13 protein-coding genes and 2 tRNA genes are annotated in these 16415 nt (G+C 68.6%); 3 read left to right on the top strand and 12 right to left on the bottom strand.

Translation table 11 applies throughout. The features are described from left to right. Positions 1–3: 3 nt before the first annotated feature. From ACZYX4_RS04090 to leuC, 6 genes are all read right to left on the bottom strand, one after another. Positions 4–1149, bottom strand: coding sequence for a D-alanine--D-alanine ligase family protein (locus ACZYX4_RS04090; protein WP_463873891.1), 1146 nt, complete (start codon positions 1147–1149; stop codon positions 4–6). A 2-nt stretch (positions 1150–1151) separates the two neighbouring features. Then, the gene (locus ACZYX4_RS04085) at positions 1152–2204 is read right to left on the bottom strand and encodes an NAD(P)H-dependent glycerol-3-phosphate dehydrogenase (RefSeq protein WP_463873890.1); all 1053 of its coding nucleotides are present in this window, start codon (positions 2202–2204) and stop codon (positions 1152–1154) included. Continuing rightward, positions 2201–2995 carry a lysophospholipid acyltransferase family protein gene (locus tag ACZYX4_RS04080; RefSeq protein WP_463873889.1) on the bottom strand — a complete coding sequence of 265 codons (795 nt, stop codon included), beginning with the start codon at positions 2993–2995 and terminating at the stop codon, positions 2201–2203. The genes ACZYX4_RS04085 and ACZYX4_RS04080 overlap by 4 nt, the downstream gene beginning before the upstream one ends. A 10-nt stretch (positions 2996–3005) precedes the next feature. After that, positions 3006–4331, bottom strand: a complete 1326-nt coding sequence (murA, locus tag ACZYX4_RS04075; RefSeq protein ID WP_463873887.1) for a UDP-N-acetylglucosamine 1-carboxyvinyltransferase — start codon at positions 4329–4331, stop codon at positions 3006–3008. Positions 4332–4560: 229 nt separating this feature from the next. Next, a complete protein-coding gene (gene leuD / locus ACZYX4_RS04070) occupies positions 4561–5163 on the bottom strand; it encodes a 3-isopropylmalate dehydratase small subunit (protein ID WP_463873886.1) in 603 nt (200 codons plus the stop codon). 11 nt (positions 5164–5174) lie between these two features. Beyond that, on the bottom strand, positions 5175–6629 hold the full coding sequence (gene leuC, locus ACZYX4_RS04065) for a 3-isopropylmalate dehydratase large subunit (RefSeq protein ID WP_463873885.1): 1455 nt from the start codon (positions 6627–6629) through the stop codon (positions 5175–5177). A gap of 124 nt (positions 6630–6753) precedes the next feature. On the opposite strand from leuC, the gene ACZYX4_RS04060 reads away from it, so the two are divergent. Next, complete coding sequence (locus ACZYX4_RS04060; protein WP_056426387.1) at positions 6754–7473, top strand: IclR family transcriptional regulator; 720 nt, start codon at positions 6754–6756, stop codon at positions 7471–7473. A gap of 48 nt (positions 7474–7521) precedes the next feature. Here ACZYX4_RS04060 and ACZYX4_RS04055 read toward each other — a convergent pair whose 3' ends face one another. Then, complete coding sequence (locus ACZYX4_RS04055; protein ID WP_463873883.1) at positions 7522–9219, bottom strand: HNH endonuclease signature motif containing protein; 1698 nt, start codon at positions 9217–9219, stop codon at positions 7522–7524. Positions 9220–9316: 97 nt separating this feature from the next. Here ACZYX4_RS04055 and ACZYX4_RS04050 point away from each other — a divergent pair, with 97 nt between their 5' ends. Then, a complete protein-coding gene (locus ACZYX4_RS04050; protein ID WP_463873881.1) occupies positions 9317–9853 on the top strand; it encodes a DUF1697 domain-containing protein in 537 nt (178 codons plus the stop codon). A 53-nt stretch (positions 9854–9906) separates the two neighbouring features. On the opposite strand, the gene ACZYX4_RS04045 is transcribed toward ACZYX4_RS04050, so the two are convergent. The 4 genes from ACZYX4_RS04045 to ACZYX4_RS04030 all read right to left on the bottom strand — a co-directional run bounded on the left by ACZYX4_RS04045 (position 9907) and on the right by ACZYX4_RS04030 (position 13638). Continuing rightward, positions 9907–11523 carry a GTPase gene (locus ACZYX4_RS04045; RefSeq protein ID WP_463873879.1) on the bottom strand — a complete coding sequence of 539 codons (1617 nt, stop codon included), beginning with the start codon at positions 11521–11523 and terminating at the stop codon, positions 9907–9909. Beyond that, positions 11520–13265, bottom strand: a complete 1746-nt coding sequence (locus ACZYX4_RS04040) for a dynamin family protein (protein ID WP_463873877.1) — start codon at positions 13263–13265, stop codon at positions 11520–11522. The genes ACZYX4_RS04045 and ACZYX4_RS04040 overlap by 4 nt, the downstream gene beginning before the upstream one ends. Positions 13266–13363: 98 nt before the next feature. After that, positions 13364–13436: transfer RNA gene (locus ACZYX4_RS04035), tRNA-Glu, on the bottom strand. Between the two features lie 130 nt (positions 13437–13566). Then, positions 13567–13638, bottom strand: a tRNA-Gln gene (locus tag ACZYX4_RS04030). Between the two features lie 365 nt (positions 13639–14003). On the opposite strand from ACZYX4_RS04030, the gene ACZYX4_RS04025 reads away from it, so the two are divergent. Continuing rightward, on the top strand, positions 14004–15671 hold the full coding sequence (locus tag ACZYX4_RS04025) for a hypothetical protein (protein ID WP_463873875.1): 1668 nt from the start codon (positions 14004–14006) through the stop codon (positions 15669–15671). Here ACZYX4_RS04025 and ACZYX4_RS04020 read toward each other — a convergent pair. Continuing rightward, entirely contained in the window at positions 15668–16414 is a 747-nt protein-coding gene (locus tag ACZYX4_RS04020; RefSeq protein ID WP_463873874.1) for an HAD family hydrolase, read from the bottom strand. The two genes, ACZYX4_RS04025 and ACZYX4_RS04020, sit on opposite strands and share 4 nt — an antisense overlap. Between the last annotated feature and the right edge of the window lies 1 nt (position 16415).

The raw sequence follows: 16415 nt of genomic DNA, 5'->3' as shown, positions 1-16415 counted from the left end.
GCCCTACCGCAGGCCGGTCTTGCGGTGCAGCGCCAGGTGGATCAGTTCATCGATCAGCTCCGCGTAGCCCAGGCCGGAGGCCTTCCACATCTGCGGGTACATGCTTTTCGGCGTGAACCCTGGCATGGTGTTGATCTCGTTGATGATCAGCTCACCCTCAGGGGTGTAGAAGAAATCGACCCGGCTCAGGCCCTCGGCTCCGACGGCGTCGAACGCGACGGCGGCCAGCTCGCGGACCCGGGTGATGGCTTCGTCCGGGAGCTCGGCCGGGCAGCTGAGGGCCGCGGCGTCGTCCACATACTTGGCGTTGAAGTCGTAGAACTCGTGCCCGCCGCCGGCCACGGAAATCTCTCCGGGCATGGACGTCCGGGGAGCGTCTGTCCCCCGGCCCTCCAGCACGGCGCATTCGATCTCACGGCCGACGATGCCGGCCTCGATGACGAGTTTCGGATCATGTGCACGGGCGGCCTCGATGGCGGCGTCCAGGCCTTCGAGCGAGTCCACCTTGGAAATCCCCATGGACGAACCCGCCCGCGCGGGCTTGACGAAGACCGGGAAGCCGAGCTGGTCCACGCGTTTGCGGACGGTCTCGGGGTCGTTGCGCCACTGCCGGTCCGTCACGGCGATGTAGGGGCCCACGCGGAGTCCGGCGGATTCAAACACCACCTTCATGAAGTGCTTGTCCATGCCCACGGCCGACGCCAGCACACCTGCGCCCACGTAACGGGTGTCGGACAGTTCCAGGAAGCCCTGGACGGTGCCGTCCTCGCCGAACGGACCGTGCAGCAGCGGGAACACCACGTCCACGGCGCCCAGTTCCTGCGGGACCTCGTTCGGGGAGGCCACGATCAGCTGGTGTTCGCCGCCGATCTCGGTCAGCGCCACGGTCCGGGCAGAGGACGCGACCTCGGGCAGGGATGAGGCCGAGAGTGACCAGTCGTGGGTATCCCCGGAGGCCAGCACCCACTGGCCGGTCTTCGCGATCCCGATCGGGATCACCTCGTATTTCGTCTGGTCGATGGCACCGAGGACCCCGGCGGCCGTCACGCAGCTGACCGCGTGTTCGCTGGAGCGGCCACCGAACAGCACCGCCACCCGGGGCCGCCTGTTGCCGGACCGGCCCGCTGTGCTCACGTTTTCTTCAGCCACGCTCAGTAACCGCCTTCAGGTTTCAGGTCCCGGGACAGCAGGAGCGGCCCCAGTTCGTGGACGGACAGTTTTCCTGCCAGCACGGCGACAACCGCCGCGGTGATGGGCATCTCGACGCCCAGCTTGCCGGCCAGTTCCTGGACGGCCTGGGCGGACTTGATCCCCTCGGCCGTCTGCGTCATTTCGCAGGCGACCTGGTCCAGGGTCAGCCCCTTGCCCAGGAGCCGTCCGGCCGTGTGGTTCCGGGACAGCGGCGAGGAACAGGTGGCGACGAGGTCGCCGAGCCCGGCGAGCCCGGCCATCGTCGGTGCCTCGCCGCCCAGCGCGAGCGACAGCCGGGAGGTCTCCGCAAGGCCGCGCGTAATGACCGATGCCTTGGTGTTGTCACCCATCTGCTTGCCTTCGCAAATGCCGACGGCCAGGGCGATGATGTTCTTGACGATCCCGCCGATTTCGACGCCGACAACGTCGCCCGTGGTGTACGGGCGGAAGTACGGGGCAGTGCAGCTGCGGGCGATCCAGCCGGCCGCGATCGGGTCGGAACAGGCCACGACGGAGGCGGTGGGTTCTTCCCGGGCGATCTCCATGGCCAGGTTGGGTCCGGACACCACAGCGATCCGGTTGGCTGGAATGCCGAGCTCCTCGGAGATCACTTCGCTCATCCGGGCGTCGGAGTGCAGTTCGAGGCCCTTCATGAGGGAAACCACCAGGGCGCCGGGCGCCAGGTGGTTCTTCCACTGGTGCAGTTGCGGCCGCAGGGTCTGGGCCGGAACGGCCAGGATGACGAGTTCAGCGCCGTCGAGGACCTCGGCGACGTCGGTGGAAGCGGTGATGCTGGGCGGAAGGGCAATGTCCTTGAGGTATTGCTCGTTCCGGTGGACCAGGTTAATCTGGTTGACGACTTCACCGCGCCGGCCCCACAGCCGGATGTCGCGTTCGACGCCGGAGGCAGTGGCAGCATCAGCGAGGATCTTCGCAAACGTGGTCCCCCAGGATCCGGCGCCAAGCACAGCAACTTTCGTGGCCGACAGTCCCCGCGTTTGATCGAATGTCATGCGGCGCTGTCCCCGGGTTTCTCTTCTGGTGCTGCAGAACCGCCAGTTTTGCCGCCTTGGTCAATAAAACGGCCGTGGGTGCTCTGGTGGTGGGCCGCAGGGTCCCAGCGGACCAGCGGAGGCTGTCCCCCGCGGAGGGTGGCCAGGAGTTCGGTGATGGCCGCCATGATCACGTTGGTGGCCTCGGTGAGGGTGGCCCTGTCCAGTGGCTGCCCGGCGAAGGCGCTGAGGTCCACCGGATCGCCCACCACCAGTCGCGAGGTCTTCCGCGGAAAGAGGTGGAACCGTTTGGCATAGCGCGGCAATACCTCATGGGCGCCCCAGTGGGCCATCGGCACCACGGGGATTCCGCTTTCGAGCGCCATCCGCGCGGCACCGGTGTGGCCTTTCATCGGCCACAGATCGGGATCCCTGGTCAGCGTGCCCTCGGGGTAGATGATGATGGCACCGCCCCCGTCCACCACTTCCTTGGCGATCTGCAGCGATCGGTTGGCGCCCGCCGTCGAGCGCTCCACCGGGATCTGCTTGGTGGCGCGCAGCACGAATCCCAGCACGGGCACCTTGAAGAGTCCGGCCTTGGCCAGGAAACGCGGCATCCGCTGCTGGTTGTAGAGCATGTGCGCCACCACCAGGGGATCGATTTCGGTGCAGTGGTTGGGTGCTGCGATGAAGCCGCCGGCGGGCAGCTTCTCCAGACCGGTCCATTCCTTCCGCATCAGGAGGTTCAGGACCGGACGGACAATCCCGGCCACAACAACAAAAGTGACGTGGCTCTTGGCCGATTCCTTCACGTGGTACCCGCTACTCGGCTGAAGTGATGTCGAAATCGGCGCCCAGGGCCGCGAGCTTTTCCGTGAATCGCTCGTAGCCGCGGTTGATGATGTCGATCCCGGTGACCCGGGAGGTGCCGTTGGCAGCCAGTGCCGCGATCAGGTGGCTGAATCCGCCGCGCAGATCCGGCACGTCAATGTCGGTGCCGGTCAGCTGGGTGGGGCCGGAAATCACGGCTGAATGCAGGAAGTTGCGCTGGCCGAACCGGCAGGGAACACTGCCGAGGCATTCGCGGTGGACCTGGATGTTGGCGCCCATCCGGATCAGCGCCTCGGTGAAACCAAAGCGGTTCTCGTACACGGTTTCGTGGACGATCGACACACCCTCGGCCTGTGTCAGGGCTACGATGAGCGGCTGCTGCCAGTCCGTCATGAAACCGGGGTGCACGTCCGTCTCGAGGACCAGCGGGTTGAGCTTGCCGCCCTTGTGATAGAAGCGGATGCCGTCGTCGCCGATGTCCATCCCGCCGCCAACCTTGCGGTAGGTATTGAGGAAGGTCATCATGTCCCGCTGGGTGGCGCCCTGGACGAAGATGTCACCTCGTGTCACCAGCGCTGCGGACGCCCATGAGGCCGACTCGTTGCGGTCCGAGAGGGCGCGGTGGTTGTAGCCGCCGAGGTCCGGGACGCCCTCGATCCGGATGGTGCGGTCCGTCTGGACACTGATGATCGCGCCCATTTTTTGCAGCACTGCGATCAGGTCGACGATCTCCGGCTCCGTGGCCGCACCGGAGAGCTCGGTGATGCCTTCGGCCCTCGTGGCGCTCAGCAGGACCTGCTCGGTGGCGCCGACGGACGGGTACGGCAGCGAGATCTTGGCGCCCTTGAGGCCGCCGGGCGCGGAGATGTGAATGCCGCCGGGACGCTTCTCCACCACGGCACCGAACTGCCGCAGCACGTCCAGGTGGTAGTCGATCGGGCGGTCACCGATCTTGCAGCCGCCCAGGTCAGGGATGAACGCCTCGCCGATCGCGTGGATCAGGGGACCGCACAGCAGGATCGGGATCCGGGAATCGCCGGCGTGCGCGTCGATCGCCGTATGGGAGGCCGTCTTCGCGTTGGTCGGGTCGAGGGTCAGGTCCCCGGTGACGGGGTCCTTCTCGACAGTGACGCCGTGGAGCTGGAGCAGGCTGGTGACAACCTCGACGTCCTTGATTTCAGGGACGTTGCGCAGCACTGATGGCTCGTTGCCCAGCAGGGCGGCCACCATGGCCTTCGGGACCAGGTTTTTGGCCCCCCGCACGGTGACGCGGCCAGTCAGCGGGACGCCTCCGCGGATTGTCAGAACACTACTCATATACCGGTTTCCTCACGACTACTCGCCCCCAAATCCTTACAAAGGCACCAGCTAAGCATAGGAGCTTGCGTTACCGAACTGAAATACGCGGTGCGCCGGGTCGCCGCCTGGGCTTCGTCCCAATGTCAGTCCCGGCCGAGAAAAACAAAGCAACGCGGGGTCACTTACGGCCGGTCCCGGGGGTCGGGATGGGCCGTAAGTGACCCCGCGTTGCAGTGAAGCGCGCCGGTCAGGACAGTTTGGCCGGGAGGGTCCTGGGCATAAACGCCGGCCGGGTGGCCTCGAAGGCGGTGATGTCTTCCTCGTGCTTGAGGGTCAGGCCGATGTCGTCCAGGCCCTCGAGCAGGCGCCAGCGGGTGTAGTCGTCAATCTCGAACGGCGCCACGATGGTGCCGCACTGGACCGTCTTGGAGGGAAGGTCCACCGTGACCGCGGTCCCGGGGGCGTTCTCCAGTTCCTTCCAGATGAGTTCGATGTCATCCTGGGCCAGTTCCGCGGCGAGCAGGCCCTGCTTGCCGGAGTTGCCGCGGAAGATGTCGGCGAAGCGTGCGGACAGCACGGTCTTGAAACCGTAGTCCTTGAGCGCCCAGACGGCGTGCTCGCGGGAGGACCCGGTGCCGAAGTCAGGCCCGGCCACCAGGACGGAGCCCGCGTTGAACGGCTCCTGGTTCAGGATGAACGCCGGGTCCTTGCGCCAGGCCGCAAAGAGCGCGTCCTCGAAGCCGGTGCGCGTGATGCGCTTGAGGTAGACGGCCGGGATGATCTGGTCGGTGTCGACGTTGCTTTGGCGCAGCGGGACGCCGATGCCGGTGTGGGTGGTGAACTTTTCCATGGCGGATCCTTCTAAGCTGCGTCGGTGCGGGTAGCGGCGGTCTCAGGTGCAGGATCAAGGTCCGACGGCGAGCTCAACGTTCCGCGGATGGCCGTGGCGGCTGCCACGACGGGCGAAACGAGGTGCGTGCGCCCGCCCTTGCCCTGGCGGCCCTCGAAGTTGCGGTTGGAGGTGGACGCGCAGCGCTCGCCCGGTTCGAGCTGGTCCGGGTTCATGCCCAGGCACATGGAACAGCCGGCGAAGCGCCATTCGGCCCCGAAGTCCTTGAAGACCCTGTCCAGGCCCTCCGCCTCGGCCTCGAGTCGGACGCGGGCGGAGCCGGGAACCACGAGCATCCGGATGTTGGGGTCCTTGGTCCGCCCCCGGATGATGTCCGCGGCAGCGCGGAGGTCCTCCATCCGGGAGTTGGTGCAGGAGCCCAGGAAGACAGTGTCCACGCGGATGTCCTTCATCGGGGTGCCGGCTTCCAGCCCCATGTACTGCAGCGCGCGTTCCGCCGCAGCCTTGGCGTTCTCGTCACCGAAGTCCTCGGGGGAGGGCACCCTGGCGGAGAGGGACACGCCCTGGCCGGGGTTGGTCCCCCAGGTCACGAACGGTTCCAGCGTGCCGGCATCGAGGTCCACCTCGACGTCGAACGTTGCGTCGTCCTCGGAGCGCAGGGTGTTCCAGTACCCGACGGCGGCATCCCAGTCGGCGCCCGCCGGCGCGTGCGGGCGGCCGGACATGTAGTCGTACGTGGTCTGGTCCGGGGCGACGAGACCGGCGCGGGCGCCGGCTTCGATGGACATGTTGCAGATGGTCATCCGGGCTTCCATGGACAGTGCCCGGATCGCGGAGCCCCGGTACTCGAGCACGTAGCCCTGGCCTCCGCCGGTGCCGATCTTGGCGATGACGGCCAGGATGATGTCCTTGGCGGAAACCCCTGGCCGCAGGGTGCCCTCGACGTTGATGGCCATGGTCTTGAAGGGCTTCAGGGACAGCGTCTGGGTGGCCATCACGTGCTCCACCTCGGAGGTTCCGATGCCCATCGCCAGGGCGCCGAACGCCCCGTGCGTGGAGGTGTGCGAGTCCCCGCAGACCACGGTCATGCCGGGCTGGGTGAGGCCCAGCTGCGGGCCGACGACGTGGACGATCCCCTGCTCGGCATCGCCGAGGGAATGCAGGCGGACACCGAACTCCTGGCAGTTGTTGCGCAGGGTCTGGATCTGCGTGCGGCTGGTGAGGTCGGCAATCGGCTTGTCGATGTCCAGCGTGGGGGTGTTGTGGTCCTCGGTGGCGATGGTGAGGTCGGGCCGGCGCAGCGGGCGCCCGGCCAGCCGGAGGCCCTCAAAGGCCTGAGGCGAGGTCACCTCATGCACCAGGTGGAGGTCGATGAAAAGAAGGTCGGGCTGGGCGTTGGCTCCTTCGCCGTCGCCTTTGCGCACCACGTGCGCGTCCCAGACCTTCTCGGCCAGTGTCTTTGCCACGGCCTGCTCCCTTCACTGCGGTGTCCGTACTTTCCGGCTTGCTTTCTCCACTGAATCAGCACTCCCGCGTTCTGCGCCAGCGCATTGACTTGCATCTCAGATAATGAGACGGCAATATCATTACATGGACAATTCTAGTGGAGTCGGTGTCATCGATAAAGCGGCCCATGTGCTTGACGCACTTGAGGCCGGCCCTACCACTCTGGCCCAGCTGGTTGCGGCCACGGGACTGGCCAGGCCCACCGTGCACCGGCTGGCGCTGGCGCTGGTCCATCACCGGCTGGTCAGCCGCGACATTCAGGGCCGCTTTGTCCTGGGCAGCCGCCTCGTGGAGCTCGCGTCCGCCGCCGGCGAGGACCGCCTGATCGCTTCCGCGGGACCGGTCCTGATGCAGCTGCGCGATGCCACGGGCGAAAGCGCCCAGATCTTCCGCCGGCAGGGTGACTGGCGCGTCTGCGTCGCCTCCGCCGAGCGGCCCATCGGCCTGCGCGACACCATTCCGGTCGGCACCCAGTTGTCGATGAAGGCCGGCTCCGCTGCCCAGGTGCTGCTCGCCTGGGAGGACCACGACCGCCTTCTGGAGGGCCTCCAGGCCGCCCGCTTCACCCCCACCGTCCTGGCCGGAGTACGACGCCGGGGCTGGGGCCAGAGCCTGGGCGAACGCGAGCCGGGGGTCGCCTCTGTCTCGGCTCCCGTGCGCGGTCCGTCCGGCCGGGTGATCGCCGCAGTCTCGATCTCGGGGCCGATCGAACGCCTGACCCGCCAGCCGGGCCGGCTGCATGCCGAAGTGGTCTGCAACGCGGCCCGGGTGCTGACCGAGGCGCTGCGCAAGACCAACGACTGAGGCCGTCTCCATCGGACTCACGGACGTGCCCGCACGTCATTGACGCCATCAGCGCCAGGCACTTTGGAACTGTAAGCATTCCGGGTAGAGGTCTTCGAGGGGCGCTGGCCAGGGCAGATCCTCAGGGACCGCTGCAGAGTCTTCATCCAGGGCCGTAACTGGGTACCAGTCCGGGAATAGATCCGGCGGCAGTTCCAGATTGGGATCCCGGCGTGGGTCCAGCGGCATGTCCATGACGGGATCCCATCCTGGATCCCAATCCGGGTCCGGGAGTGTGTCCCTGGCCGGGATGTCGGCTAGCCAGTCGGGTGGTTCCCAGTCCTGCTGTTCGCTGGGATAGTGCCGCCCGGACGGGGAGGTCCACCCGGGCGGTTTGTGTTTGCTGGCCCCGGCCGGTGTCCAGGCCGAGCCGTGTTTGAGCCGGTGGTGTTTCGGGCACGGCTGGCCCAGGTTGGAGATCCCGGTGGTGCCTCCGTTGGCCCAGGCCAGGAGGTGGTCTGCGTCGTTGTCCAACGAGTGGTTGCTGCAGCCCGGGAAGGGACATCGGCCGTCGCGCAGGTGCAGCCAGCGTCGCTGGGCCGTGGTGAGGCGGTAGCTGGTCCGGCCGATTTCCAGCGGGGCCCCGTCGCGGGGGTCGGTCAGGACCCGGTAGAAGGACCCGGCGCCGCCGGCGACCAGGGCCCGGGCCATGGACGGCGGGATCGGCCCGTGCCCGTCCAGGACCGCCGGTTCCTCCCCGGCCCCGAGCAGGGACAGGACCGGGACGGTGATCAGGACCTGCGCCCGCGGCGACGGCACACCCCCGCACGCACCACCACCCATCCCAACGCCGCTGCCGGCCGTTCCGCCCGAAGTGACGGTACCGGTGGCGGTCCCACTGTTGAGGAGCCAGGTGGCGGCCACATCGGCGCGGAGCTGGGACAGGGTCCGGGCCTCGTCCGGGCCCTGGAGGGCGCGGGCGGCGGCGGTGGTCCGTTCCCAGATCCCCGCGGCGGTGCCGGCCGGGAGGTAGGTGTTGAGCCAGGCCATGCCGTCCCGGTCCGGGACGTACTCAACCCGCCGGTCCGCAGCGCACTTGGTGTGGCGTGTTTCGATACTGACCGGGTGATGGCGTTCGCGCCACACACGTGCCTTGGTGCGGAACCGTCCCGGAACGAGCTCCCCGGCCGGGCACCCGCGGGCCGGGTTCGGTGCGTCGGGGTCCAGGAAGTGCGCCTCCAGCGCCGCCGCCCCGTCAGGGTCCAGGTTCGTGGATTCGTCCACGATGATCCGGGCATGGGCCCAGGAGATCGTCCCGGCCTGCAGGGCCCTCAGGGTCAGCGGCAGCGTAGTGGTCAGGGCCTGAGACTCGCAGAGCAGCGCTTCGGCGCTCCGTTCACTGACCGTCAGGACACACGCAACCTCAGCCACCAGGGCCATCTCCTGGACGGTGCGGTCCTGCGGGGACGCCGTTGGGGACGCCAGGGCCCGGGTCGCCTCCACATAGTCGGCGGTCAGCCGCACCTTCAACGCCGCGGACCGGGCGTCCAGCCGCGCCATCTCCGCGAGACCATCCAGGCAGGCACCCGCCAGCTCCCGCAACGGATCAGCCCAGGCCGGACCAGACTCGGCGACCCGCAACGCATCGGCCCCGGGAAGATCAGAGCGCTCCGGACCGGCGCCGGCGAAAACAGCCAGCGCAGCAACCGACGCGGCCACGGCCTCCAGGGCCTCCCTGCTCTCCACACTCCACGCAGTGCTTTCCATGCTTCAATCACATCACGAGGCACCGACAATTAGGACGTCGCCCGCGTTGCAGTGCGACACTGGAACTGACCCGCGGAAGCAGGCATAGGCTGTCCGCATGAGCAGTTATGCGGTGTTCCTGCGCGGGGTCAACGTCGGCGGCATCACCATCAGAATGGCGGAACTGACCGCAGCCCTGAAGTCCTGTCCGTTTGCGGGCGTGAAGACGCTCCTGGCCAGTGGCAATGTTGTCCTCTCGAGCGGGCTCTCCCCCGCCGGGGTCAAGAAGGAATTCGAGGCCTGCCTCCGGGAGTCCTTCGGCTATGACGCCTGGGTGGTGGTTCTGGCCGCGGACCGGGTGGGCGAACTGGTGGCGGCCTGTCCCTATCCCGCAGACGACGCGTCCACGCACACCTACCTCACGCTCGGCTCGGACGCCGACGTTCTTGCCGAGCTGTACGGGGCCGGCAGCGCCCTGGACGGCGCGCAGCTGACCATGCTGGGTCCGGAGGCCCTGGCATGGCTGGCGCCCGCCGGCGGCACGCTGGAGAGCCCGTTCAGCAGGCTGTCCTCAAAGCCGAAGTACAAGGCCTTCACCACCACCCGCAACCTGCGCACCATGATCAAGGTCCGGGACGCCGCGGCGCTGCTGTAAGCGCAGCACAGCAGCAGACGCGGCACGGGCGGCGCGGCAGTGCCGGGAACGGGTCAGCGCGCCGCGGCCTGCAGGGCCCTGTTGAAGGACTGCAGCCGGCTGACCTCGAGTTCCACGGGCTCCACCACAAAATCCTTCGCCACGGCCGCGACGGCCGCCTTGAGCCGCTTGCGGGCCCCTGCGCCCCGTGCCCGGGCAGCAGCCCCCGCGATGACCTTCGCCAGGATGGCCAGGACGATCCCGAGCAGCGCGCCGCCGGCGATCATAACGGTCGGCACGGGCCAGCCCTGTACCAGCGGGACCTCCGGCACGGGAAGCTGCAAATAGCCCAGCGCGGCAAGGACCCCCAGCCAAGCGAACCCGCCGAGGGCGGTCAGCAGCGCCAGCCACTGCACGATGTTGAACGGAGTCCACCACCAGGCCTTGGCCGCAGCCAACAAATCTGTGGATGCGATGGCCTGGTCCAGCGCATCCGGCAGCTGCCCACGTCCCTCACGGGCGGCGCCGCGGATCACGGCCCGCCAGGGGCCGGGGGCGCCGTCGGATGCTGCATCGGCGAATTCCCGGACGGCCGCATCCGTGCGGGCGCGTTCCGGGGCACCGGCAGGCGGCAGCGAGGTGCGGTTCAGTTCGGCCCGGGCGCCCTCCCGGTGCAGGTTGAGCCGCCTCAGCGGGTCGGGCCGGAACCGGACCAGCCAGCGGGTGACGGGCCAGCCGGTGCGCCGGGCCGACTGCAGCCGGTATGACCGGACGACGGCTTCCACCACGAGCGGGACATTGGCCGCAATCGCCAGTTCCTCGGCCAGCCGGGCCTTTGACGCTGCTGTGGCCCCGGCGGCCGTGCCCGCTCCGGACGCCTCGGCAAGGCGGGCGGAGGCCTGCATGACGTCGGCGCCGAGGCGCTGGGACTGGGCCTGCCGCTGCGTGGCCACCTGGCGGATGGCGGCCCGGACCTTGTCCACGCCGGTGCCCGCGACGGCGGAGGCACCAATGACCTGCGCCTTGCCCAGCCCGTCCCGCGCCAGGATGCCTTTCAGCGACTCCAGCACCGGGTGAATGTCCCGGTCCGGGAGCCGGTCGAGCTGGTTCAGCACCACCAGCGTGACGGCCCCGTGGGAGGCCAGCGGGGTGAGGAAATCGTTGTGCACGGCGGCGTCGGCGTATTTTTGCGGATCCAGCACCCAGACGAGGACGTCGACGAGTCCCACCATCCGCTCCACGATCTCCCGGTTGGCGGCACGGGTGGAGTCGAAGTCGGGAAGATCCAGCAGGATCAGGCCCGTGCGGTCGTCGGCGAACCCGGGTACCGGGGTTGCGTGGTGCCGGTTGCGGACGTCCAGCCAGTCCAGCAGCCCGTCGCTGCCCGCGGCGCCCCAGATGCCCGCCAACGGCTCGGAGGTCGTGGGCCGCCGGGCGGCCGCCGTCGCGATTTCCGCGCCGCTGACCGCGTTAAAAAGTGACGACTTTCCGCTGCCGGTGGCCCCGAAGAAGCCGACGACGGTGTGGTCCCCGGAGAGGGAGCGGCGGGAGCTGGCCCGGTCCAGCACCTGCAGCACACCGTCCAGGACGTCGTCCGGGAGCGCCCCGGCGGCCAGTTCACGTGCCTCGTTCAGGGCCTCGAGCCGGCGGTCCAGCCGGGAGGCCTCGACGGCGGCGCCATGGCGGCTCATGCGGAGACCGCCAGCCGGCGCAGCGCCGCGGCGTGGCCGGAGAGCACCGCCGGCGCGACCCCGCCGGAGACCTCGATCCGGGCCAGGAAACGTTCCTGCTCGGCCTCGAGCAGCTTCTGGCACCGCGCGTGGAGGTCCTCGCGGGCCGTTTTGGCGAGCCGGCGCACGGCATCCTCACCGAACACCGCTTCCAGCAGCCGCTGCCCGGCGACCGCGGTGCCGCCGGCGACGCCGACCTCCAGGCCGGTGAGTCCGGCTGTCATGGAAAACACCACGATCATCAGGGCGGCACCGAGGCCGTTGATGCCAAAGGACAGCCAGCGGGCCCGGGTGCGTTTGCCCTGGCCTTCGGTCCGGATCAGCTCCATAAGGCTCCCCTGCCAGGCCCGGATCTCGGCGGCAGCCTTCCCGGCGAAGCCGGCGGAGGTACCGGAGAGGTCGTCGCTGCCCAGCAGCTGGCGGCCGGCCGGGTCGGAGCGCCAGCGCCCGTCCGCATCCTCGGCCGCGTTGGCTGCCTCATCGATAATGACGGCCTGCAGGCCGGATTCAATCGCCGTCTCCACCCGCACCGCCGGCGCCGGTTCGCCCCGGAAGAAGGCACCGAGCCGGTCGCGGGTTCGGCCGATGTTCTGCTCCATGGCCCGGAAGAATTCGCCGGTGCCCACGAAGTCCTGCCAGCGGGCCAGAACTTCCCCGCGCAGCAGGGCGCCGTCCCGGGTGGCCTCCAGGATTCTGGCCACGGCGTCCTGGTAGGCGTCCCGGGCGTCCCCGGCGAGGACGTCGGCAGCGTGTTCCTGCTCTGCGGCGGCCGTCGCCACCGCCTCGACACGGCTCCCCAGGGCCTTGACGGTTCCGTTGAGCGTCCGGCGGGCGATGTCGGCGCGGCCGGCGGCGTCCGCGGCGAGTTCGTGCAACCAGAGCCGCAATGGTTCCACGGCGGCGGGCGGCAGCATCCCCATCCCGTCCAGTGCCGCCTCGGGGACGACGAAGAGGCGGGCCCCGCCCAGGCCCTCCCTGCTGAGCATCGACTGCAGGTCGGCACTGACCTCTGCTTCGGCGGCGGCGGGAACCCGGTCCAGGACCACGGCCACCATGATGTCCCGGGAGGCCGCGTCCAGCAGCAGGCGCCACGGAACGGCGTCGGCATAGCGGTTGGCGGTGGTGACGAACACCCACAAGTCGGCGGCAGCCAGCAACTGCCCCGCGAGCTTGCGGTTGTCGGCGGAAATCGAGTCGACGTCGGGAGCGTCCAGCAGCGCGATTCCCTGCGGCACCGCTGCATCGGCAATCAGCACCAGGGACGTGATCGCGGCGGGGTCAGGGGTGGGTCCGGCCTGGCTGGCGGGCAGTGGGCCGCGGTTCACCGTGCCGCGGATCCGGCTCAGGCTCGGCAGGACCCGATGGTCCTCGAACCAGCGCCCGTCGGCGGGGTGGTGCAGCAGGATGGGCTGGCGCGTGGTGGGCCGGATGGCACCCGCCCGGGTGACGGCGTGCCCGGCGAGTCCGTTGACGAGGGTTGATTTCCCGGCGCCGGTGGAGCCTCCCACGACAGCCAGCAGGGGTGCGTCCAGGCTCCGGTAGCGCGGCAGGATGTAATCCTCGAGCTGGGCAAGGGCGCTTCGGATGTCCCGCCGGGCCTCATCCGTTCCGGGGAGGGCCAGGGGAAGGGCGGTGGCAGCCAGGTCGCGGTGGACGGCTTCCAGCAGTTCAACGGCCTGGCCGGAGGTTTCGTCGGAGCTCACCGCTTCATCATGCCAGTTCCAGGTCGTGCCGGCTCAGCGCGGCGGGGTGCGGATAACGAAAAACGGTCCCGGGCTGATGCCCGGGACCGTTTTATCTGTGACCCCAGCGGGATTCGAACCCGCGTTACCGCCGTGAGAGGGCAGCGTACTAGGCCGCTATACGATGGGGCCGTGTACTCTCCAGAACGGCATTTCTGCCATTCGCGCCAAGCGATTATTTTACCCACTCAGCAAGTGTCCTAAACCGGCGAACCGATCCAAAACCCCTGATCAACCGCGGAATTCCGCGGATTTTTCAGAGCTGGGATACCAGGACTCGAACCTAGAATGACGGTACCAGAAACCGTAGTGTTGCCAATTACACCATATCCCAATGAAACTTTCGGGCCGGATCCGCGGGTCTAAACCCGCGCTCCCGGCGCCTCAGCACGAGTAATTACTTTACCCGAGAGTTTTCGTCTGCACAAATCGAGCCGCGGAACGCCCGGCAATCCGCCCCTTTTGCGCCGCGCCCGGGCGGGCCGGCCCGGCCCGGCTCTGAAACTCGGCACTGAAAGATGGGAAAACCCTTGCCAATCCGGTGCCGACAAGTTTACCCTCGGTAAGTTACCGCCGAGTAACAACGCTCCCCCACATTGCTGCGGGCAGCTTCACGGCCATTTTCGAGTGTTAGCTGCATCACAATGCGGGGGCCGGCAGCAAAGCTGCTGCCGGCACCGCCGCCGAGAGGAAACACCTGTGACACAAAGTCGTGCCGCCACCAACAGGACCCGAACCCGGGCCCAGCAAATCGCCATCGCCGTCCTTGCCCTGCTGTTGATCGCCCTGCTGGGGTTCTACACACTTGTCACCGGACGGATTGTCGACGGTTCCGCCCGGTTGCAGGAGGGCGCCGGGAAGGCGTCGTCGGGCGCCGCACAACTGAAGGATGGTGCCGCCAAGCTGGCCACCGGTGCCGGCGCGGCGGACACGGGCGCCGTGAAGCTCTCGGCCGGTGCCGACAAAGTCCGTGACGGAATCAGCCAGCGGCTGGCCCCCGGGGCCGACAAGCTCCAGTCCGGCGCGGATGAGCTTGCCACCGGAGCTGTGAAAATTGAAACCGATGTCAACAACAAACTCGCCCCGGGCGTCTACCTGGTCGACACCGGTGCACAGAAGCTTGCCGCAGGAGCTTCGCAGCTCTCGGCGGCCTTGACCCGCACGGCCGCCGGCAACGCGAAGAACAACCTGGCCGACGGCGCCACGCAGCTCAACACCGGCGCCGCCAAGCTGGTGGCCGGCACCACCGCCCTGGAGACAGGTACCGGGAAACTGGAAGCCGGCGCCACCGCGCTCAACACCGGCGCCGCCCAGCTTGAAACCGGCGCCACCGCGCTTGAGACCGGCGCCACCGCGCTTGACACCGGCGCCACCGCGCTGAAGGCAGGCACCGTCCAGCTCAAGGGCTACCGGGGGGCGAGCAATAACCCCGAGGCCGGGACCGGAACCGCGGCCCTCGCCCAGTCCCTGGAGCAACTGCACGCCGCGGCCAGCGATCCCGTCACGGGACTCGTCCCGTTGGCAGCGCTCAAGGACAAGATTGCCAAGATCCTTGCAGGTGCACAGAAGCTGGATGCCGGGGCCGCACAGCTCCAGGGCGGGGCCGCCCAGCTCCAGGGCGGGGCCTCCCAGCTCCACACCGGGGCCTCCCAGCTGCGCACCGGGGCATCCCGGCTGCACACCGGAGCCTCCGAGCTCCAAACCGGAACCTCCCAGGTCCATACCGGAGCGGGCCAGGTCCACACCGGAGCAGGCCAGCTGCACGCCGGGACCGAGAAGCTGACAGCCGGTTTCGAGACCTTGGCCAACAAGCTCAACAGCCGGGACCCGAAGAATCCCGGCGTGGTCCTCGGAACCGAACTGCTCGCCGCCGGGACGTCAAAGATCCGGACCGGCATGGACGGGGTTCCGGGCGACCCGGAACGCCCCGGCCTGATCAATGCCACCGCCAGGATGACCGAGGGCAGCTCCCGGCTCGCGGATGGCACCGTCGCACTGAATACGGGCATCACGGGTGATCCTGCTGATCCGGCCAACCCGGGGCTGCTCGGCGGATCCATGGCCCTGGCCTCCGGTGCCACCGAGCTTTCGGCCGGCACCACCAAACTGGCCTCCGGTTCTTCCGATCTTTCCGCCGGTGCGGACAAGCTCGCCGACGGCAACGCCAAGATTGCCGAGGGCACCGACACCCTGTACTCGAGCGCGGCGGCGGTCTCGCCCTCGAACATGGCAGGCCAGTCGGATGCAGGTTTGGCCCTCGGAATCGTCGGTGTCCTGGGCCTCGGCTCGGTCGCTGCTTTTGTGGTGCTGCGGAACCGCCGGGCAAGTGCCGTCACAGCTTGGGCCGGCGGCACGACCGGCAGCTAGGCCAGCAGCTCCAGCAGGGAACCGATCTCGCGGCCGTCAAAGCCCGGGGCCGGTTCCCTGCCGCGGTTCAGCCAGACGCCCAGGAGGCCTGCCGCCGTCGAGCCGTCAGCGTCGAGGAGGCGGTTGTCCCCCACGTAGAGCGTTTCGCCGGCGCCGGTGCCGAGGCGCCGGACGCCCTCCAGGTAGATGGCCGGATCCGGCTTGGCCGCACCGACAGTATCCGTGCCCACCAGCACGCTGATGCGTGCCAGTCCGGCGGCGTCGAGCTTGACCCGCTGGTAGTCGTGGACGTTGTTGCTCACGGCACCGTAGGGGATGCCGGCGGAATCCAGCGCGTTCAGCATCGGGGTGACGTCGTCGAAGGCCCGGATGTAGCCGTGCTGGCGGCTGGCGTAGGAACTCACCCAGTGGTGGGCCTGCTCGCCCTCCTCCAGCTCCACCCCGAAGTGTCCCAGGGCGGCCCGGCCGCGGAGCAGGCGCTGTTCATTGAAGCTCAGTTCACCGGCCAGGTACCGGTCGTAGAAATGGGTCGTCTCCCGGGTGAAGATCCGCCCGAACTTCTCCCACCCGGCCGGGTCCAGGCCGGGCAGGAGGTGTTCGCTGACGTCGCGCAGTGCCGCCGTCATGGCGAACTCGAGGTCCACCAGGGTGTCGTCGATGTCGAACAGCACGCCACGGATGCTGCCCAGGCCGGCGGCCAGGGCGCTGGTCCCGGCGTTGTTCTGCGCTGAGGGCGGGCTCATC

The organism is Pseudarthrobacter leeuwenhoeki (genome assembly GCF_055412885.1).
The sequence above is the reverse complement of the archived record's forward strand: the minus strand, read 5'-3'. Positions and strand labels throughout refer to the sequence as shown.